At 64.0% G+C, this 18,802-nt stretch carries 23 protein-coding genes and 1 pseudogene; 13 read left to right on the forward strand and 11 right to left on the reverse strand.

Translation table 11 applies throughout. The features are described 5' to 3' along the window. Positions 1-41: 41 nt before the first annotated feature. Genes MI302_RS08650 through hisIE form a run of 3 tightly spaced genes read left to right on the forward strand, consistent with a single transcriptional unit; the run spans position 42 to position 1,961 of the window. Positions 42-575 (forward strand): Uma2 family endonuclease, encoded by a 534-nt coding sequence (locus MI302_RS08650; RefSeq protein ID WP_038029770.1) that lies wholly within the window; start codon positions 42-44, stop codon positions 573-575. Continuing rightward, positions 572-1,351: an imidazole glycerol phosphate synthase subunit HisF gene (gene hisF / locus MI302_RS08655; RefSeq protein ID WP_239725511.1), complete on the forward strand. Its 780-nt coding sequence runs from the start codon at positions 572-574 to the stop codon at positions 1,349-1,351. Before MI302_RS08650 ends, hisF begins: the two co-directional genes overlap by 4 nt. After that, positions 1,326-1,961, forward strand: a complete 636-nt coding sequence (hisIE, locus tag MI302_RS08660; protein WP_239725516.1) for a bifunctional phosphoribosyl-AMP cyclohydrolase/phosphoribosyl-ATP diphosphatase HisIE — start codon at positions 1,326-1,328, stop codon at positions 1,959-1,961. The genes hisF and hisIE overlap by 26 nt, the downstream gene beginning before the upstream one ends. A gap of 21 nt (positions 1,962-1,982) precedes the next feature. On the opposite strand, the gene MI302_RS08665 is transcribed toward hisIE, so the two are convergent. Then, entirely contained in the window at positions 1,983-2,189 is a 207-nt protein-coding gene (locus tag MI302_RS08665) for a hypothetical protein (protein WP_038029776.1), read from the reverse strand. Between the two features lie 34 nt (positions 2,190-2,223). On the opposite strand from MI302_RS08665, the gene glpX reads away from it, so the two are divergent. Genes glpX through MI302_RS08680 form a run of 3 tightly spaced genes read left to right on the forward strand, consistent with a single transcriptional unit; the run spans position 2,224 to position 4,688 of the window. Beyond that, a complete protein-coding gene (gene glpX, locus MI302_RS08670) occupies positions 2,224-3,192 on the forward strand; it encodes a class II fructose-bisphosphatase (RefSeq protein ID WP_255721625.1) in 969 nt (322 codons plus the stop codon). Between the two features lie 9 nt (positions 3,193-3,201). Beyond that, positions 3,202-4,017: a hypothetical protein gene (locus MI302_RS08675; protein ID WP_126164959.1), complete on the forward strand. Its 816-nt coding sequence runs from the start codon at positions 3,202-3,204 to the stop codon at positions 4,015-4,017. Then, positions 4,014-4,688 (forward strand): DUF58 domain-containing protein, encoded by a 675-nt coding sequence (locus MI302_RS08680; RefSeq protein WP_054392263.1) that lies wholly within the window; start codon positions 4,014-4,016, stop codon positions 4,686-4,688. Before MI302_RS08675 ends, MI302_RS08680 begins: the two co-directional genes overlap by 4 nt. Here MI302_RS08680 and MI302_RS08685 read toward each other — a convergent pair. The 4 genes and pseudogenes from MI302_RS08685 to MI302_RS08700 form a co-directional block, all read right to left on the reverse strand. After that, positions 4,685-5,488: pseudogene (locus tag MI302_RS08685) on the reverse strand (aldehyde ferredoxin oxidoreductase C-terminal domain-containing protein); the annotation flags it as partial. The gene MI302_RS08680 and the pseudogene MI302_RS08685 sit on opposite strands and share 4 nt — an antisense overlap. A gap of 58 nt (positions 5,489-5,546) precedes the next feature. Continuing rightward, positions 5,547-6,800 (reverse strand): ABC transporter substrate-binding protein, encoded by a 1,254-nt coding sequence (locus MI302_RS08690; protein ID WP_126203463.1) that lies wholly within the window; start codon positions 6,798-6,800, stop codon positions 5,547-5,549. Positions 6,801-6,853: 53 nt separating this feature from the next. Next, a complete protein-coding gene (locus MI302_RS08695; protein ID WP_239725520.1) occupies positions 6,854-8,047 on the reverse strand; it encodes a carbohydrate ABC transporter permease in 1,194 nt (397 codons plus the stop codon). Beyond that, positions 8,037-9,230 carry a carbohydrate ABC transporter permease gene (locus MI302_RS08700; protein WP_126170715.1) on the reverse strand — a complete coding sequence of 398 codons (1,194 nt, stop codon included), beginning with the start codon at positions 9,228-9,230 and terminating at the stop codon, positions 8,037-8,039. Before MI302_RS08700 ends, MI302_RS08695 begins: the two co-directional genes overlap by 11 nt. Positions 9,231-9,258: 28 nt before the next feature. Between MI302_RS08700 and tsaB the strand changes: the two genes are divergently transcribed. After that, positions 9,259-9,813: a tRNA (adenosine(37)-N6)-threonylcarbamoyltransferase complex dimerization subunit type 1 TsaB gene (gene tsaB / locus MI302_RS08705; protein WP_239725527.1), complete on the forward strand. Its 555-nt coding sequence runs from the start codon at positions 9,259-9,261 to the stop codon at positions 9,811-9,813. A gap of 10 nt (positions 9,814-9,823) precedes the next feature. Here the strand turns inward: tsaB and MI302_RS08710 are convergent, their stop codons facing one another. Then, a complete protein-coding gene (locus MI302_RS08710; protein WP_239725530.1) occupies positions 9,824-10,477 on the reverse strand; it encodes a flavodoxin family protein in 654 nt (217 codons plus the stop codon). An 84-nt stretch (positions 10,478-10,561) separates the two neighbouring features. Further along, a complete protein-coding gene (locus tag MI302_RS08715) occupies positions 10,562-10,681 on the reverse strand; it encodes an AttH protein (RefSeq protein ID WP_239725532.1) in 120 nt (39 codons plus the stop codon). A 115-nt stretch (positions 10,682-10,796) separates the two neighbouring features. Between MI302_RS08715 and MI302_RS08720 the strand changes: the two genes are divergently transcribed. The 5 genes from MI302_RS08720 to aspS all read left to right on the forward strand — a co-directional run bounded on the left by MI302_RS08720 (position 10,797) and on the right by aspS (position 14,718). After that, positions 10,797-10,943 carry a hypothetical protein gene (locus tag MI302_RS08720; RefSeq protein WP_019551072.1) on the forward strand — a complete coding sequence of 49 codons (147 nt, stop codon included), beginning with the start codon at positions 10,797-10,799 and terminating at the stop codon, positions 10,941-10,943. Then, the gene (locus tag MI302_RS08725; protein ID WP_239725533.1) at positions 10,940-11,695 is read left to right on the forward strand and encodes a TatD family hydrolase; all 756 of its coding nucleotides are present in this window, start codon (positions 10,940-10,942) and stop codon (positions 11,693-11,695) included. The genes MI302_RS08720 and MI302_RS08725 overlap by 4 nt, the downstream gene beginning before the upstream one ends. A gap of 56 nt (positions 11,696-11,751) precedes the next feature. Then, complete coding sequence (locus tag MI302_RS08730) at positions 11,752-13,050, forward strand: phospholipase D-like domain-containing protein (protein WP_239725535.1); 1,299 nt, start codon at positions 11,752-11,754, stop codon at positions 13,048-13,050. Continuing rightward, a complete protein-coding gene (locus MI302_RS08735; protein ID WP_126187828.1) occupies positions 13,037-13,336 on the forward strand; it encodes a hypothetical protein in 300 nt (99 codons plus the stop codon). The genes MI302_RS08730 and MI302_RS08735 overlap by 14 nt, the downstream gene beginning before the upstream one ends. Before the next feature lie 113 nt (positions 13,337-13,449). Then, positions 13,450-14,718, forward strand: a complete 1,269-nt coding sequence (gene aspS, locus MI302_RS08740; protein ID WP_239725537.1) for an aspartate--tRNA(Asn) ligase — start codon at positions 13,450-13,452, stop codon at positions 14,716-14,718. A 107-nt stretch (positions 14,719-14,825) separates the two neighbouring features. Here aspS and MI302_RS08745 read toward each other — a convergent pair whose 3' ends face one another. From MI302_RS08745 to sdhC, 4 genes are read right to left on the reverse strand one after another with little or no spacing between them, the layout of a single operon-like run. Beyond that, a complete protein-coding gene (locus MI302_RS08745) occupies positions 14,826-15,524 on the reverse strand; it encodes a succinate dehydrogenase iron-sulfur subunit (RefSeq protein ID WP_015717774.1) in 699 nt (232 codons plus the stop codon). Positions 15,525-15,532: 8 nt separating this feature from the next. Further along, positions 15,533-17,266, reverse strand: coding sequence for a succinate dehydrogenase flavoprotein subunit (sdhA, locus tag MI302_RS08750; protein ID WP_126200859.1), 1,734 nt, complete (start codon positions 17,264-17,266; stop codon positions 15,533-15,535). A 1-nt stretch (position 17,267) separates the two neighbouring features. Beyond that, on the reverse strand, positions 17,268-17,663 hold the full coding sequence (locus MI302_RS08755; RefSeq protein WP_126200858.1) for a succinate dehydrogenase hydrophobic membrane anchor subunit: 396 nt from the start codon (positions 17,661-17,663) through the stop codon (positions 17,268-17,270). Beyond that, entirely contained in the window at positions 17,653-18,018 is a 366-nt protein-coding gene (gene sdhC / locus MI302_RS08760) for a succinate dehydrogenase, cytochrome b556 subunit (RefSeq protein ID WP_015717777.1), read from the reverse strand. Before sdhC ends, MI302_RS08755 begins: the two co-directional genes overlap by 11 nt. Before the next feature lie 278 nt (positions 18,019-18,296). On the opposite strand from sdhC, the gene speD reads away from it, so the two are divergent. After that, complete coding sequence (gene speD, locus MI302_RS08765) at positions 18,297-18,731, forward strand: adenosylmethionine decarboxylase (protein WP_015717779.1); 435 nt, start codon at positions 18,297-18,299, stop codon at positions 18,729-18,731. Positions 18,732-18,802: the final 71 nt, after the last annotated feature.

Below are 18,802 nucleotides of genomic sequence, written 5' to 3' on the forward strand. Positions count from 1 at the left end.
GGCTGGTTTGGGAAAAGGGCGAGGGCGGGTAGAATGACCCTATGGCGGTGCGGCACCGGTTCAAGGTGGAGGAGGTTTCGGCCCTTTCGGCCATGCTGCCGGAAACCCGCCTGGAGCTTTTGGAAGGCGAGGTCTACGAGATGGCGCCCATTTCCAGCGAGCATGCGGGTCTGTTGGACTGGCTGTTGCAGGCTCTGGCCAGCCGCACCCTGGGCCAAGCCCATATCCGGGTGCAAAGCCCCCTTTACCTCTCCCCGGAAAACCTACCCCTCCCTGACCTCCTCCTCCTTAAGCCCCGGGAGGACTTCTACACCCAAAGCCACCCTACCCCCAAGGAGGTCCTCCTTCTGGTGGAGGTGGGTTTTTCCACCTACGCCTTTGACCGGGGGGTAAAGCTGCCCCTTTACGCCCGCCATGGGGTGCCGGAAGTCTGGCTTTGGGGGCCGGAAGGCCTCGAGGTCCACCGAGAACCCCAGGAAACCACCTACCGCCACCGCTTCCTGGTGGAAAGAGGTGAAAGGATCGCCCCTCTTCTCCTCCCCAGGGCAGAAATCCTCTGGACCCCTCCCCTATGAGCCTAGCCAAGCGCATCATCCCCTGCCTGGACGTCCACGCGGGCCGCGTGGTGAAGGGGGTCAACTTCGTAAACCTCCGCGATGCGGGCGACCCCGTGGAAGCCGCCCAGGCCTACGACGAGGCCGGCGCCGACGAGCTGGTTTTTTTGGACATCTCCGCCACCCACGAGGAGCGGGCCATCCTCCTGGAGGTGATGGCCCAGGTGGCGGAAAGGGTCTTCATCCCCTTAACCGTGGGGGGAGGCGTCCGCTCCTTGGAGGATGCCCGGAGGCTTCTTCTGGCCGGGGCCGACAAGGTGAGCGTGAACTCCCAGGCCGTGAAGCAACCCGAGCTCATCGCCGAGCTCGCCGAGCACTTTGGCTCCCAGGCGGTGGTCCTGGCCATTGACGCCCGCTGGAAGGGGGACTTCCCCGAGGTCTACATCGCCGGCGGACGCATCCCCACGGGGCTTCACGCGGTGGAATGGGCCCTTAGGGGGGTAGAGCTTGGCGCCGGGGAGATCCTTCTCACCAGCATGGATAAGGACGGCACCAAAGAAGGCTACGACCTCAGGCTCACCCGCATGGTGGCCGAGGCAGTGAGCGTGCCGGTGATCGCAAGCGGAGGGGCGGGGAAAAAGGAGCATTTCCTCGAGGCCTTCCTGGCCGGGGCCGACGCCGCTTTGGCCGCCAGCGTCTTCCACTTCGGTGAGATCCCCATACCCGAACTCAAGCGATTCCTGGCCGAACAGGGCTTGGAGGTGCGCTTAGATGGACCTATCCCAAGTGAAGTTTGATGAACAGGGCCTGGTGCCCGTGGTGGTACAGGATGCCAAAACGAGCGAGGTCCTGACCCTGGCCTACGCCAACCGGGAAGCCCTGGAAGAGACCCTAAGGACGAGGAGGAGCACCTTCTATAGCCGTAGCCGAAGGACCCTTTGGCGCAAGGGGGAGACCTCGGGGAACATCCAGGAGGTGGTGGAGGTCCTCCTGGACTGCGATGGGGATGCGGTGGTCTACCGGGTCCTTCCCCACGGCCCCGCCTGCCACACGGGGGAGCAAAGCTGCTTCCACCGCCCCCTCCTTCCGGGTGAGCCCTCCCTGGGTTTTGTCCTTTCCCAGGTTTTTTCCACCATCCAGGAACGCCTAAAGACCCTCCCCGAGGGAAGCTACGTGGCCAAGCTTCACCAGGCGGGCCTGGACCGGATCCTGAAGAAGATTGGGGAGGAGGCCGGGGAAGTCATCATCGCCGCCAAGAATCAAAGCCCTGAGGAGGTGCGCTGGGAAGCCGCGGACCTTCTCTTCCACCTCCTCATCGTGCTGGCGGAACTAGGGCTCACCCCGGAGGACCTGGCCAGGACCCTGTGGGAGCGGCACCGGCCCCCAGGCGGCCCTGGGCCCAGCTAAGCACCCCCTTTCCCCCTGGCCTTAGCGCCGCCTCCCCCGGGCGGGAGCGCTCAGCCAGAGCCTTCCTTCCAGAAGGACCACCCTCCCAAAAAGGCGGAGCCATCCCAGGAGGTAGGCGGTGAAGCCCTTCTGCCGCAAGCGCCGGAGATAGCGCCTCCTTAGGCGGAGGAAGCGCTTTTGGGTGGCCTTTCGGTAAAGCCAGGGTCCGTCGGGCACCAAGGCGGTCATGCTTCCAGCTTAGCCCAACCCTTATGATGGAAACATGGAAATAGAGCGCCGACTGGTCCTCGAGGTGGTGCGGGTAACCGAACAGGCCGCCCTGGCGGCAAGCCGCCTGGCGGGCAAGGGGGATAAGGAAGCCGTGGACGAGGCGGGCACCCAGGCCATGCGCCGGGTCCTGAACGAGCTTCCTATAAAGGGCACGGTGGTTATCGGCGAAGGGGAGATGGACGAGGCCCCCATGCTGTACATCGGGGAGGTCCTGGGCCAAGGGGGCCTCGAGGTGGACATCGCCGTGGACCCCGTGGAGGGCACCACCACCGCCGCCAAGGGCCTGCCCAACGCCGTGACCGTGATCGCCATCAGCGAGAAGGGCGGCCTCTTCCACGCCCCCGACATGTACATGGAAAAGCTCATCGTTCCCCCCCCGGCCGCGGGGCTTGTGGATCTTTCCTGGCCGGTTTCCGCCAACCTGAAGGCCTTAGCCCTGGCGCTCCAGCGCTCCGTGGAGGACCTGGTGGTGGTGGTCCTGGACCGCCCCCGCCACGAACGCCTCATCCGGGAGATCCGGGAGGCAGGGGCCCGGGTGAAGCTGATCTCCGATGGGGACGTGATCGCCGCCTTGGCCGCCGCCATCCGGGGCACGGGGGTGCATGCGGTGATGGGGATTGGCGGGGCCCCTGAAGGCGTATTGGCCGCCGCCGCTTTAAGGTGCCTGGGCGGGGAGATCCAGGCCCGCTTCACCCCGCAAAACGAGGAGGAACGAGCCCGGCTCAAGGCGATGGGAGGGGACGAAAACCGCATCTACCGCACCGAGGACCTGGCCCCGGGAAGGGAGATCGTCTTCGCCGCCACCGGCATCACCGACGGGGATATCCTCCAGGGGGTGCGCTTCTTCGGAGGCGGGGCCAGGACCCATTCCATCGTTCTGGGCCACGCCACCCGCACCGTTCGGTTCATAGACTCCATTCATCTTTTTGAAACCGGAGCCCGGGTGACCATTCGGGTTTAGACTAAGGGCGTGCCCCGCTGGTACGCCCGGGAAGAAGCCCTAAGGCTTGCCCTGGATTTCTTCCAGGGCGATGAGCTTAGGGCCTCCGTGTTCCTCCACCGCTACGCCCTAAAGGACCCGGAAGGCAGGCTCCTGGAAGCCACCCCAGAGGAGATGTGGCAGCGGCTCGTCCAAGGAGTCACCCGGGTGGAAAAGGGAGCCACGCAGGAGTTCTCCTGGCTCTTCTCCGACTTTCGCTTTCGCATCAAGGAAGCCGCCTACTGGGAAAGCACCCGCCTGGCAAGGCAAAGGGGTTCCTTCCCAGCTTTTGACCCAAAGGAGCACATAAAAAGCCCCTTCATCCAGTCCCTGCCCGAAGCCCTCATCCAGGCGGTGGAAAAGGGCCTGAGGAACGCTGCCCTTCTTTCCATCGCTCCCACCGGCTCCATCTCCATCCTGGCGGGGGTAACCAGCGGCATAGAACCCATCTTCGCCCTCACCTACCTTCGCCACGCCGGGGGACAGGTGTTTCTGGCGGAACATCCCCTCTTGAAGCGGTACCGCAGGGAACGAGGAGGCGAGGTGCCGGACTGGCCCACGGCCCATACCGTGGATCCTTTCCAGAGGGTACACCTCCAGGCCACCTTACAACGCCACGTGGACCAAAGCATCTCCTCTACGGTGAACCTCCCCCGGGAAACCCCCAAGGAGGTGGTGGAAAACCTCTTCCTCACCGCCTGGAAGGAGGGGTGCAAGGGCATCACCGTCTTCCGGGAGGGAAGCCGGGAGGAAGTCATCGAACCCCTGCCCCCGGTGGGGGTCTGCACCTTCTGCCGGACGGCATGACCCGCTATCGCATCGCCACCCGGCCCTACCTTCCCTACCCGGGAGAGCGCCTGGCCCGCAGGAAGGGCCTGGGAGGCGAGTTTTACGAGCTCCGCCCCTATGCCCCTGGGGACGAAATAAGGCGGGTCCACTGGCGGGCTTACGGGAAGACGGGAAGGCTCTACACCCGCCTGGAAACCACACCCGAGCGAAGCCGCTTCCGCATCTACCTGGACGAAAGCGAAAGCATGCGCCTCTTCGGCAAGCTGGCCTACGGGGAGGAGGTGGCGAGGCTCCTCCTGGGGATCGCCCGCCAGGAGGACGCCCTGGCCCGGCTGGAACGGGGCAGACCGGAAGCCCTTCGCCCGGGCCGGGGCACCCTGGTCTTCATCACCGATGGGCTAGACCCCTTGCCCTGGCCCAGGATCCTTCCGAAACGGGTGGTCTTGGTCCAGGTCCTGGCGCCCCTGGAGCTGGCCCCGCCCCTCGAGGAAGCCTTCCTCAAGGACGTGGAAACCGGGGAAACCCTCCCCGTGGGCCCGGAGGAGGTAAGGGCATACCAAAAGGCCCTCGAGGGGCACCTAAAAGCCCTCCGCCTCCTCGCCCTTCTCCGAGGCCGCTACGCCCTTTTAAAGGTGGGAGAACCTCCCCTTCCCGCCCTCCTCCGCCAAGGAGTGGTGGAGCCCCTTTAGTACGCCTGGGTAAACTCCTCAAGCCCCAGGGCCCTTAGCCTTTCGGGGTCCACGCTTCCCTTCTCCCACCTCGCAAGCCGCCAGTAGGTGCGCACGCCCTCCTGGAAGGCCTCCCTATGCAAATAGGCCTCTGGACTGCCCTTGCGGAAGGACTGGAAGAAGCGCTCGGGCAGGCGGTCCTCCTCCGGACCGATCCCCTCCCGTAGGTTGAAGAGCCGGGTGAGCTGAAGCGTCCTCTCCCCCACCTCCAGCATCTCCTTAGGGGAAAGCCGCCAGCCTGCGGTGGCGTAGATGGCCTCCTGCCACTCCTCTGGGGTCCAGGGCACAAAGTCGCACATCACCAGGCTGTTCACGAAGCCCCGCTCCCGGGTCTTGGTCCAGAGCATGCAGATTTTGGCCTCGGAAAGGTCCTCTGGGGGAAGGGGCGCAAAGTCTTCCCCATAGAAGCGAAGCTCCTTTAGGGCCTTCCCCTCCTTGGCGAAGGCGGTGTCGTGCAGGTTGTGGTTGTGGTCGGCTCCCGTTGGGCTCACCGCATATCCCACCCCCAGGGCCCGCTTGTACCGAGGGTCATGCATGGGCACCTCCTGGCCCTTCACCTGCATGGCCAGCTCCGGATGGCCGATGGCCTCCGAAAGCCGCCTGGACCCCAAGGCCAAGAGCTCCCCAAGCCGCCCCTCCCTCCGGGCCAGCTTCTCTATGGCAGCGATCAAAGCGTCCCCGTTGCCGAAGCGGAGCCCCAGACCCTCGTCGTCCAGATAGCCCTTCTCCACTGCCTCCATGGCCGTGGCGATGGTCACCCCACCCCGATCACTCTAAAGTTTAACCCCTGGGGCCTTGGCCCCAGGGGCAAAGCCTCCCTTAACGGGTCTTACCGGCCAGAAGATCCTCGGCCAGCTTCTGGGCCTTGTCCAGGACCGACTTGGGATCCGCCTTGTTCAAAATGGCCTCCTTGATGGCCTGACCCAGGATGTCAAAGCGGATCTGCTCCCACTCCGCCAAAGCCGGCTCAAACTTGGCGTAGCGGCTTTGGCGCACGATGGTGGCGAAGTGGGGGTTTTCGGTAGCGTAGGTCTGGTAGACCGCATCCTTCAGGGCTCCCTCGGTCACCGGCACGTACCCGGTGGCGGTGGCGAAGACCGCCTGGGCCCTGGGGGAGAGGACAAACTGCAGGAAGTCCTTGGCCACCGCCTGTTCCTCCTTGCTGGCCTGGCGGAAGACCACCAGGTTGGTGCCCTGGACTAGACCAAACCCAGGCTGGCCCTTGGTGCGGCCCGGCAGGGTGGCCACCCCCAGGTCAAACTTGGCCCCCTGGCGATAATAGGTGTAGCCGGCAGAGGTATCCACGCTGAAGGCGTAGGGACCAGAGCCCAGGTTCTGGTTGATGTACCCGGAGGTGATGGCCTTGGCCCACCCCTCCTTCACCCCGTTTTGCAGGAGGGTGAGGGCCTCCACCGCCTCCTTGGAGTTCAGGACCAGCTTGCCGTTTTTCAGGTAGCTCCCCCCCAGGTTGAAGAAGAAGTAGGCGAAGGTGGAGGCATCCGGCTGGAACCAGTAGACAGGTCCTCCTTCCGCCTGGGAAAGCTTCTTGCTCAAGGCCACGAACTCCTCGAGGGTAGCTGGCACCTTGGCCCCGTGCTTCTTCAGGAGGTCCTTGTTGTAGTAGAGGACCTGGATGCTCTTGTTGAAGGGCACCCCGTACACCACCCCCCCGAAGCGCACGGCGTTCAGGAAAGCCAGGTTCACCCCCTGGAGCTTCACCCCCAAGGACTCAATGGGCAGTAGGGCCTTGGCCTCGAGGTACAGGGCGATGTTGTTCTCGTAGGCCTGGGCCATGGCCGGCACCTTCCCCGCGGCGAAGGCCGCCTTGATCTTGGTGGAAAGGTCCCGGTACCCCCCTTGGGGCACGGGACGCACGCACCGGCCCTGCTGGGTCTTGTTGAACTCCACCACCAGGTTCTCCAAGGCGGCCTTGGGGACCCCGCCGGTAAAGCCGTGCCAGAGCTCCGCCACCACCTTGGCCTTGGCGCACTGCTCCTTGATAACCTCCTCGGGCTTGGCCTGCTGGGCAAGGGCTAGCCCCAAAACCGCCGCCAACAAAAGCGCTTTTCGCATACCCAAAACCTCCAGACTAAGTATATCCCTCCTGGTGTCAAGCCAAGGTCAGGCTATTTGAGCCCCGAGCGGGCGATGCCCTGGATGAACTGGCGCTGGGCGAAGAAGTACCCCAGGATCACGGGGAGGATCACGAAGGTGCTGGCCGCCATCAGGGCCCCGTAGTCCGACCCCGCCTCGGAGACAAAGGCCTGCAGGCCCAGCTGGACCGTGCGCATCTCCGGGCTCTGGGTAACGATGAGGGGCCAAAGGAGGGCATTGTAGGCCCCCAGGAAGGTGAAGATCCCGTAGGACACCAATCCCGGAAGGCTTAAGGGCAAGGCGATGCGGAAAAGCTGGGTCAGGTACCCGGCCCCGTCTATGCGGGCCGCATCAAAGAGGTCCTGGGGCAAGGAGAGGTAAAACTGCCTAAGGAGGAAGATGCCAAACACCGAGGCCAGCCAGGGCACGATGAGGGCGTAGTAGGTGTCCAGCCAGCCCAGCCTGGCCAGAAGCACGTAGTTGGGGATGAGGAGCACCTCCCCCGGCACCATCATGGTGGCGAGGATGAGCACGAACACCGCCTCCTTGCCGGGAAAGGGAATGCGGGCCAGGGCAAAGGCCGCCAGGGCCGCCAGGAAAAGCCCCACCGCCACCTGGGTCAAGGCGGTGAAGAAGCTATTGAAGAAGTAGCGCCCCCAGGGAGCCGCATGCCAGGCCTCGAGGTAGTTGTGGAGCACATACCCCAAGGCCCCGGGCACCGCATTCACCCACTCCAGCCGCCAGTACTCCCCCTGGGAGCGGATGGCGTCGGGGGGCAAGGGTGCCGCCAGAGGGACTTCCTTGGGCCAGAGCACCACCAGGGGCAAAAAGCGGAAGGCTTCCTCCGTAGCGTTGGTCAGCCGCACCCGCCAAGCCCCTTCCCGATACACCACCTCCACCCGAGTGCCATCCGCCCGAGGGTCAAAGAAGGCCCCGGGGGTACGGGGTACCAAGGCCCTGGGGGGATGCCCTTCCCTCCCAGGGAAAACCAACTCCACGCTCCGGCCAGGGGCCAAACCACCCCAAAGGGGGCTATCCCCCAGCCTTGCCGCCTTGAGCCAGTTCGCCGGCTTCATGCGCTCGGGAACCCAGATGGGCTTGGCCTGCAGGGCCTCCTGGGGGCTTTTCAGGCTGGTGGCCAGCATCCAGTAGAAGGGGAAGGCCATGACGAGCCCCCCCAGGAGGAGGAGCAGGTGCACGAACAGGACACCGGGCCTAAATCTCATAGTTCACCCGCCTCTCCAACACCCGCCTTTGAATCAGGGTGAGGACCAGGATGAGGAGAAAGGTCACCATGGCGATGGCACTGGCGTAGGAGAAATCCGAGTCGCGGAAACCCTTGTTGTAGAGGTAGAAAGCCAGGGTAAGGGTATCCTGCAACACCCCGCCCGTGGGGGTCAGGACGTAAACCTGGGTGAACACCTGGAAGGCCCCGATGAGCCCCAGGGTGAAGAGAAAGAAGGTGGTGGGGGAAAGAAGCGGCCAGGTGATGAGCCGGTGCTTCTGCCAAAAGCTCGCCCCATCCAGCTCCGCCGCCTCGTAATACTCCTTGGGAATGGCCTGAAGCCCGGCCAGGAGGATCACCACCTGGTATCCCAGAAAGTGCCACACGCTCATGACCATGATGGCCACAAAGGCCAGGCTGGGCCCCGCCCAAAAACCCGGGGGCTGAACTCCCAGGGGCTCGAGGAGCAGGGCGAAGACACCCTTAGGCGTGTTCAGCCAGTCGAGACCCGGGGTACCAAGAAGCCAGTTGAGAAAACCGAACTCCGGGTGGTAGATCCAGCGCCACACCGCCGCCGCCGCCGTGAGGGCGGTGATGTAGGGGAGAAAGTAAAGGGTGCGGTAGAACCCCAGGAAGGCCACCTGGGTGTTCAGGAGGATGGCCACCCCTGTGGCCAGGAGAAGGCCCACCGGCACGGTAAAGACCACGTACCAGAAGGTGTTCCCCAAGGCCTTCCAGAAAAGAGGATCCTGGAGGAGAATACGGTAGTTCTCCAAGCCAGCGAAGGCCGCGGGGCGCAGGAAGTTAACCCGTTCAAAGAGGCTCAGGTAAAAGGCGTAAAAGGTGGGGAAAACATGCCAGACCAGAAGGAGGGCTAAGGCCGGCCAAACCAAGGCCCAGCCGTAGAGGGCTGCCTGCTCCTTTTGCCTCAGGCCCCGGCCAAACAAGAGGGCGAACAAGAGAGGAGCCAGAAAGGCCAGGGGTGGGAACCAGTACGCAAAAAGCCCAAGCCCCAAAAGGGCATGGTGCCGACCGAAACGAAGCCCCCACAGGACGAGAAGGGCGTAAAGCCCAAGCCCCGCCCCCACCCAGGCCCACGGGAGAAAGCCGAGCCGGAAGGCGTACACACCCAGGGCAAGGAGCGCCCCCAAGGACAGAAGGGCATGGAGAGGAAAGGTCCGCATCCCGTGCCAGAGTATATAGGATGGAAGGGTGTGGACCCTCACCCTGGACACCGCCACTCCCTACCTTTCCTTGGGCCTTTTCCGCGGGGAAGAGGGAGTGGGCCGGGTGGTGCGGCTGGGCCGTAAGCACGAGGAAGCCCTGTTCGGCTTACTGGACGACCTCTTAAGGGAAGTGGGCGTGGAGCGGGAGGAGATCGGCACCCTGGTCCTGGGGGAGGGCCCGGGTTCCTACACGGGCCTTCGCATCGCTTTGGCAGCCGGCATGGGCATCGCTTTAGCCCATGGAGCCAAGGTGTTTGGGGTAAGCTCCCTCCTTGCCGCCTGCTGGCCCTTTTTGGAGGAAGGTGGGCCTCCCCTAACCGCCCTTTTCACCGCCAGAAACGGGCTCTACTATGGGGCCACCTATGCCAGGCGTGAGGGGAAGCCGCTTGTGCTCGAGCCTCCCAGGAAGCTCAAAGCCCCAGAGATCTCAAGGGCCCAGCTCCAGGGTAGCCACCTTCTCCTGGACGCGCCCCCAGACCCCAGGGCTCTTTACGAGCTTCTGCCCTTTGCCAGGGATGGGGTGGAGCCCTTGTACCTTTGAAGCGTCCCTGCTAGTCCGCCGCCACTCCTGGCAGCCTGGGCAGACGGTACTCGTAACTGGGAAGGGGTTCTCGGAAAGCGGTTCCCCTAAGCTTTTCCGCCATCAGCACCAGGTTCTCCCCGGCAATGCGGGCATCCTCCATGAGCTCGGTGTTCCCCTTGAGGCTCACGGCACCCCGGTGATGGGCGTAGACCAACCCCAGGGGCGCCAGGACAAACCCCATGTAGGAAAGGGGCAGGAGCATCTGCGAAAGCGCCTGGCTGGCCCCTTCCTCCTCGGCTACCGCCAACAGGACCATGGGCTTGCCCAGGTTTAAGAGGCCCTGGTTCTCCATGGAGGTCATGCGCTCCAAAAGGGCCTTCATCCGGGCGGAAACGCTAAACCAGTAGACCGGCGTGGCGAAAACCACCGCGTCCGCCTGGACGAGCTTGTCCGCTATCTTACCGAAGCCATCCCAGGGTCCCTGCACGCAGGTGTCCGGGCCGCAGGAAGTAGGGTCTTGGGAGTAGTTCCCCACGCAAAAGGGAAAGGGGTACCGCACCAGGTCCAGGCGCTCGGTGGCGGCTCCCCGGCGCCTGGCGGCTTCCAGAACCTCGCCCAACAACTCTGCCGTAAACCCGTCCGTCCGTGCCGATGCGTTGACGCCGAGCACGCGTAGACTCATAAATATCACCCACGCACTAAACCTCATTTAGCATAGCACGCGCACTCCAAGGCCGCCAAGGTCCGGCCACAAACTCCCCATCCCCTAGGCCAGGACGGGGTAGCCCTTAAGCTCCATCACCGGCCCCTCGAGGGGCCACGCCAGCACATACGTGCAGCCCAAGGGGCCTTTCCAGCGGTCCAGGGAAACGAAGTGTAGCCCCACCCCCACCCGTGGAGGGCACAAGCAGTCAACAAGCGGCAAAGCCACTGCATGGGTTCAATCCACACAACCGGTCCGGGTGGCCAGGGTGGGGGACCTCCCATGCTAGATTGAAGACATGGCCCTTTGGCTGGTGCGGGCGGGAAAGAGCGGAGAAACAGAGGCCTTTTGCCTGGAGAGCTACGAACGTCTGCCTGAGGAGCTTAAGGCCGAACTGCCCCTTAAGCGCATCTGGATCCTGGTAGAGGACGAAGAGAACGCATGACCGACACCCACGCCCACCTGGATTTCCTGGAAGAAGCCGAGCTGGAAGACGCCAAAGCCCACTTTCCGGAACTCAGGGCCATCCTCACCCTGGGGGTGGACCCAACCCGCTGGGAAAGGACCCTGGCCCTGGCCCAGGAAAATGTGTACGCCGCGGTGGGCCTCCACCCCACCTCGGCCCATCTGCTTTCCCCCGAGGTGGAAGAGGCTTTAAGGTATTACGCCCGTCACCCCCGGGTGCGAGCCGTTGGGGAAAGCGGCCTGGACTATTACTGGACCCCCGAAACCAAGCCCGCCCAGCTCAAGGCCCTGGAGTTCCAAGCGACCCTGGCCGAGGAGTTCGGGCTACCTTTGGTGCTCCACGTGCGGAGCAAGGATGGGCAAGCGGAGGAAGACCTGGCCGCCTGGCTCCTCGCCCACCGACCCCAAAGGGTGGTCCTCCATGCCTTTGGCGGGCACCCGGCCCTCGAGGCGGCAGGCCTTGCCGTGCAAGCCTACTTCAGCTTTGCCGGCCCCCTCACCTACAAGAAAAACCACGCCCTCCGGGAAGCGGCCCAAAGGCTTCCCCTAGACCGGCTCCTGGTGGAAACCGACACCCCCTTCCTGCCCCCAGAGCCCCACCGGGGAAAGCGCAACCTTCCCCATTACGTGCGGCACACCCTGAATAGGCTTGCGGAGGTGCGGGGAATGACCTTGGAGGAAATGGAATCCATCACCGACCAGAACGCGGAAACCTGCTTCCGCTGGACATAGCCCACCCCCTCTGTTTGCAAGCTTCCTGACCCCCATGTGTCAGAATGAAAGGCGTTATGAGAAAGCTCTTTTTACTTCTCTTCCTCCTCCTAACCGCCTTGGCCGCCCCCAAGTTGGTGGTGGAGCCGGACGATGGGGTCAAGCCGCTACTGGACCTCATCGCCTCGGCCCGGGAGGAGATCCTGGTGAAGATGTACCTCTGGACCCCAAGCCGCCTGGACGTGGTGGACGCCTTGGGGGAGGCTGTGGCCCGAGGCGTGAAGGTAAAGGTCCTTTTGGAGCGGGAGCCCTCCGGGGGACGGGTGGACCTCACGGTGTTTCAGGCCCTAAAGGAACGGGGGGTGGAGGTTAAGCTCACCACCCCCTTCCGCTTCGTCTTCGTCCACGAAAAAAGCCTGGTGGTGGACCGGAAGCTGGCCTGGGTGGGTACCATGAACCTCACGGGAAGCTCCTTCACCGCCAACCGGGAGTACGCCCTCATCCTGGACGATCCCAGGCAGGTGGCGGAGGTGGTGAAGGTCTTTGAAGCGGACTGGGAGGGGAAAAGGCTGGACCTATCCCAGGCCCTTCTCGTCTGGGCCCCAAGCCGCATCCTGGGCGGGGTCAAGGAGGGCAACGCCCGGGAAACCCTCCTCGCCCTGATCCGTGGGGCCAAGAGGGAGGTTTTCCTGGAGCACCAAGCCATGGCCGATCCCGAGGTGGTGGCCGCCCTTAAGGATGCCCTGGCTCGAGGCGTCCGGGTACGCCTGGTGGGAAGCCCGCAGGAGCCCGGGGACACCTACTTCCTGGCAGGAGCGGAGGAGCTAAGGCGGGCCGGGGCGGATCTCCGCTTCCTACCCGATCCCTACGTGCACGCCAAAGCCCTGGTGGTGGACGGGGAGGTGGCCCTGGTGGGAAGCCTGAACCTAAGCGCCAACTCCATAAACGCCAACCGGGAGCTTGCCGTGCGCTTCACCCGCAAGGAGGCCCCCGAGGCCTTCGCCAGGCTCCTTTCCGTGATGGAAAGGGACTTCCAGGCAGGGCTTACCGAAAACCCCTTTGCCCTGCCCCCCCTGGAAGGGATCATCCCTTGGCAGGAAGCCCCCAGGTACTTTGGCCGCATCGCCACCGTGGAAGGCCTCATCCAGCAGGTGGAGGACCGGGGCACCGTGGCCTTCCTCCGGTTTGGCCCCGGGGAAAGCGACCTGAGGCTGGTGGTCTTCCCCAGAAACTACGGCCTCTTCCAACAGCCCTTCCCGCAAAGCTATCTGGGTAAGAAGGTAAGGGCCAAAGGACGCATCGTCCTCTACGCCGGGTATTACGAGATCATACTGGAGGATCCCTCGGCCCTCGAGGTGCTGGATGGAAGCCCTTAAGGCCCTAGGCTACGAGATAAGCCCCATAGAAGGGGGCTTCTACGGGGAGAAGCGCCGGGGGGGCGTGGTCTACCAGGTCTTCTACTCGGAGGCGGGGGACCTTCGCCTAAGGCGCCTCCGCTTCCTGAAGGAAGAGGCCAGGCCCTTAAGCCTGGCCGGGGTGGAAGGGGAGTGGGCGGCCCGGTACCAGCTCGAGGAGAACTTCTTCGCCGTGGTGCCTCAAGAGGACCTTCCCTCCTTGGTCCTGGCCTTTGAACGCCTTGACCTCGGGGCAGAAACCCCCTAAACTCAAGGGCAATATGCGCCCGTCTTGTCTTAATGACGCCTAGACGGGGGGCATAACCGCCTGGCCCCCCCGGTCCCCTATGGCCGGGGGGGCCAAAGCTTAAAGGAGGAGAGATGCGGGTTCTGGTACGGGACTTGAAGAAGCATGCGGGCGAAGAGGTGGAGCTTTTGGGCTTTCTCCACTGGCGGCGGGACCTGGGCAAGGTGCAGTTCCTTCTGCTACGGGACCGAAGCGGCATCGTGCAGGTGGTGACCGGTGGGCAGAAACTCCCCTTGCCGGAAAGCAGCCTGCGGGTAAGGGGCCGGGTGGTGGAGAATCCCAAGGCTCCGGGGGGCCTCGAGGTACAGGCAAAGGAAATAGAGATCCTCTCCCCTGCCCTGGAGCCCACCCCGGTGGAGATCCCCAAGGAGGAATGGCGGGCAAGCCCCGACACCCTTCTGGAATACCGCTACGTCACCCTGAGGGGGGAGAAGGCCCGGGCCCCCCTAAGGGTGCAGGCCGCCTTGGTGCGGGGCTTCAGGCGGTACCTGGACCGGCAGGACTTCACGGAGATCTTCACCCCCAAAGTGGTACGGGCCGGGGCGGAAGGGGGTTCAGGCCTCTTCGGGGTGGACTACTTTGAGTACCGGGCCTACCTGGCCCAGTCCCCCCAGCTTTACAAGCAGATCATGGTGGGGGTGTTTGAGCGCGTCTACGAGGTGGCCCCGGTCTGGCGCATGGAGGAGCACAACACCAGCCGCCACCTGAACGAGTACCTGTCCCTGGACGTGGAAATGGGGTTCATCGAGGGGGAGGAGGACCTCATGCGCCTCGAGGAAAACCTGCTCCAGGAGATGCTGGAAGAGGCTCTTTCGGGAGCCGGAAGCGAGATAAAGCTTTTAGGAGCGGAATGGCCCTCCTTCCCCAAGGACATCCCCCGCCTCACCCACGCCGAGGCCAGGAACATCCTGAAGGAGGAGCTGGGCTACCCCGTGGGCCAGGACCTCTCCGAGGAAGCGGAGCGCCTCCTCGGCCAGTACGCCAAGGAGCGGTGGGGTTCGGACTGGCTTTTCATCACCCATTACCCCCGAAGCCTTAGGCCCTTCTATACCTACCCCGAGGAAAACGGCACCACCAGGAGCTTTGACCTCCTCTTCCGGGGCCTGGAGATCACCTCCGGGGGCCAGAGGATCCACCGCTACCCGGACCTGGTGGAAAGCCTAAAGGCCAAGGGCATGGACCCCGAGGCCTTCCAGGGGTACTTGGAGGTCTTCAAGTACGGCATGCCCCCCCACGGGGGCTTCGCCATCGGGGCCGAGCGCCTCACCCAGAAGCTTCTGGGCCTCCCCAACGTCCGCTACGCCCGGGCCTTCCCCCGGGACCGGCACCGGCTCACCCCTTAGTACCACCCCGGCGAGCCACCCCACTTTGCCTAGCAGCAGGATGGGGACCCCGGTAAACCACCCCACTCTGCCTGACGGCAGAGTGGGGACCCCGGTATAAAGGCCCTCTAGAAGCGGTCAAAGAGGATGGCCCGCTTGACCTCCTCTATGAGCTGGGTTACGGGGATATCCCGGGGGCAGGCCTCGGTGCAGTTATAGGCGGTGCGGCAGCGCCAAACCCCGCTTCCCGAGCCCAGGGCCTTGAAGCGCTCCCTTTTTCCCCGGTCGCGGGAGTCAAAGATGAAGCGGTGGGCCTGCACGATGGCGGCAGGACCCAGATACGTCCCGTTCACCCAGAAGACAGGGCAGCTGGTGGTGCAGCTGGCGCAGAGGATGCACTTGGTACCCTGGTCAAACCGCTCCCGCTCCTCAGGGCTTTGCAGGCGCTCCCGGGCGGGCGGGGGTTCGTCGTTGATGAGGTAGGGCTTCACCGCCCGGTAGGCGGCGAAGAAGGGCTCCATGTTCACGATGAGGTCCTTCTCCACCGGCAGGCCCCGGATGGGTTCCACGGTGATCACGTTCCCCAGGTCCTTCACCAGGGTCTTGCAGGCCAGGCGGTTTCTGCCGTTGATGAGCATGGCGTCGGAGCCGCAGATGCCGTGCCCACAGCTCCGGCGGAAGGCCAGGGTGCCGTCCTGGTCCCACTTCACCTTGTGGAGGAGGTCCAAAACCCGGTCCCACGGTTCGGCCTCCACCTGGTAGGTGTGCCAGGTGGGCTTCTGGTCCTTGGCGGGGTCAAAGCGAAGGATCTTCAGGGTTACCTGCATGGCACCTCCTAGTAGGTGCGGGCCTTGGGCTCAAAGCGGCCCAGGACCACGGGCTTGTAGCGGAAGGTCACCTTGCCGTCGGCCACCTTGTAGGCCAGGGTGTGCTTGAGCCAGTTGGCATCGTCCCGCTCGGGGTAGTCCTCCCGGGCATGGGCCCCGCGGGACTCGGTGCGGTTTAGGGCGGAGTGCACCAGGGCCTCGGAAACCTCGAGGAGATACCCAAGCTCCAGGGCCTCCACCAGCTCGGTGTTGTAGGCATCCCCCTTGTCGTCAATGGAGATGTTTCGGTAGCGGTCCATGAGCTCCTTCAGGATCTCCACCTGCTTGGCCAAGAGCTCCCCGGTGCGGAAGACGGAGGCGTTGTCCATCATGGTTTGCTGGAGCTCGGCCCGGAGCGCCGCCACCTTCTCCTTGCCCGTGGAGTTCTTGATGCGCTCAATGCGCTCGCGGCTTTCGCGCAGGTGCTCCTCGGTGAGCTCGTGGTAGTCGGCATCCTTGGCGAAGCGGGCTGCATGGATCCCGGCGCGCCGGCCAAAGACCACCAGATCCCCCAAGGAGTTGGTCCCCAGGCGGTTGGCCCCGTGCAGGCTCACGCAAGCCGCTTCCCCAGCAGCGTAAAGCCCGGGCACCACGGTGTTGTTCTCGTCCCGGATGACCTGGCCCCAGAGGGTGGTGGGAATCCCCCCCATGGCGTAGTGGGCGGTGGGCATCACCGGCACCGGCTCCTTCAAGGGGTCCACCCCCAGGTAGATGCGGCTGAACTCGGTGATGTCGGGAAGCTTCTTCTCGATGACCTCAGGGGGCAGGTGGGTGAGGTCCAGGAGCACGTGGTCCTTCTTGGGGCCCACCCCCCGGCCCTCCCGCACCTCCAGGTACATGGCCCGGGAAACCATGTCCCTGGGGGCCAGGTCCTTGATGGTGGGGGCATAGCGCTCCATGAAGCGCTCCCCCAGGGCGTTCCTCAGGATGCCCCCCTCCCCCCTGGCCCCCTCGGTGAGGAGGATGCCCAGGGGGTAAAGCCCCGTGGGGTGGAACTGGTAGAACTCCATGTCCTCGAGAGGAAGCCCCTTGCGGTAGAGGATGGCCTGCAGGTCCCCGGTGAGGGTGTAGGCGTTGGAGGTCACCTTGTAGATGCGGCCAAAGCCCCCCGAGGCGATGACGATGGCCTTGGCCTGGAAGAGGTGCAGTTCTCCCGTGGCCAGCTCGTAGGCCACCAGACCCTTGGCCACCCCGTCCTCAACGATGACATCGGTGACGTGGAACTCGTTGTAGAAGGTGATGTTGTGCTTCACGCACTGCTGGTAAAGGGTCTGGAGGATCATGTGCCCGGTGCGGTCGGCGGCGTGGGCCGCCCGGTGCACCGGGGCCTTGCCCCAGTCCTTGGTGTGGCCGCCAAATCGGCGCTGGGCGATCTTGCCGTTGGGGAGCCGGTCAAAGGGAAGGCCCATGTGCTCCAGCTCCAGGACCGCCTCGATCACCTCCTTGGCGAAGACCTCGGCGGCGTCCTGGTCGGTGAGGTAGTCCCCTCCCTTCACCGTGTCGAACATGTGCCACTCCCAGTGGTCCTCCTCCACGTTGCCCAGGGCGGCCCCTATCCCCCCTTGGGCCGCGCCCGTGTGGCTCCTGGTGGGGTAAAGCTTGCTGACCACCGCCACATCCGCACCTTCCCTGGCCGCATAAAGGGCGGTGGCAAGGCCCGCCCCGCCTGCACCCACCACGATGACCTCGTGCTTGTGCGCCATACTACTTCACCCCGAAATCGTGATTGAAAAGCGAAAGACTCCCCAGGAAGAAAAGGAAGGCGATGAGGCTATAGAGCACCACCTTGGTCCAAAAACGCCTCACCGGGTGCCGCACCCAGTCGTCCAGGACATAACGGAGCCCGTTCCCCCCATGGAGGAGGGCCAAGGCCAGGATCAGCCAGTCATAAACCTTCCAGGTGGTCTGGGAAAGTCTCTTAGCCACATAGTTGTAGTCAATCTGGTTCAGGTCTATTAGGATGGCGTTCATCCACATGTGGCCGATGAGGAGGAAGACCAGGACCACCCCGGAGATGCGCATGAAAACCCACCAGTAGAGCTCCAGGTTGGTGCTGGCCTCCAGCTTGGCCTCCTCGTAGCGCCTGGACTTAATCGCCATGGCTACCTCCCAGGATGCCCCCTCCGATCTTCAAAAGGAAGGGAAGGTAGAAGATCACGAAAAGAACCCAGACCCCGTACCAAAGCTGCCGCTGGTAGCGCACCCCCCAGGCGGTGAAGTCCATGAGGATGATCCTGAGCCCGTTGAACCCGTGGTAAAGCACCCCGGCGATGAGAAGAAGGAGCCCTATCTGGAAAACCGGCTGGTGGTAGAACTTCATGAGGGCGTTGGACACCTCCGGGCCCCACATGGCGCTTGCGATGTTGGCCACGTGGAGCATGAGGAAGACCAGAATGCCCAGGCCCGAGATCCGGTGCAGGTAAAACGCCCACTGCCCTTCTCTTCCCCTGTACATGGCACCTCCTTGCCGGGGACATCATACCACCTTTCTTAAGGAAACCACCGTCTGGGGCTTATTTCCTCCCCATCCATACCCCATCCCCGTATAAGAGGCGCATGGAAGGGAGCTTCCCTCCACCTCCCCTTCCCCCCTTCCCCGGGGCCACCCCCAGGGGGAGCAAAAGGGGGTTTTCCCGCCAGGGGACAAGGTATTGACAGGGGGGGGAGGGGGGGGCATAATGGGGGGCGTGCCGCGGGGGATACCCCGGGGGGCACGGGAAGGAGGTGGTCAGGATGGAACTCTTTGGATTCGGACCGCATCTGATGGTGGACGGCTACGACGCCAATCCCGAAAAGCTCCGGGACGCCGAGCTGGTGCGCCGCGTCCTGGACGAGCTCCCCGAGGAGATGGAGATGACCAAGGTGCTTCCCCCCTTCGTCTACAGCTACGGCCCCGAGGGGGAGGACGGGGTGACCGGGGTGGTGATCATCGCCGAAAGCCACATCGCCATCCACACCTTCCCCAAAAAGCGCTTCCTTTCCATCGACATCTTCTCCTGCAAGGCCTTTGACATGGCCCAGGTGCTGAGGAAGCTCACCGCGGTTTTCGAGATCGGCCGCTACGAAACCTACATGATCAACCGGGGCAAGGAGTTTCCCAAGGACCCCGAGCTGGCCCGGAAGATTGTCCTGGGGGAGCGGGAGTACCTCGAGGCCCGGGTGAGCTAGGAAAACTGCCCCCCTTTCCCGGGTTTGCCCCGGGGTTTTCATTTTGGACTCATCCTTCCTCTCTAGCTTAT

The organism is Thermus sp. NEB1569 (assembly GCF_022385295.1).
Classification (GTDB): Bacteria; Deinococcota; Deinococci; order Deinococcales; family Thermaceae; genus Thermus; species Thermus scotoductus.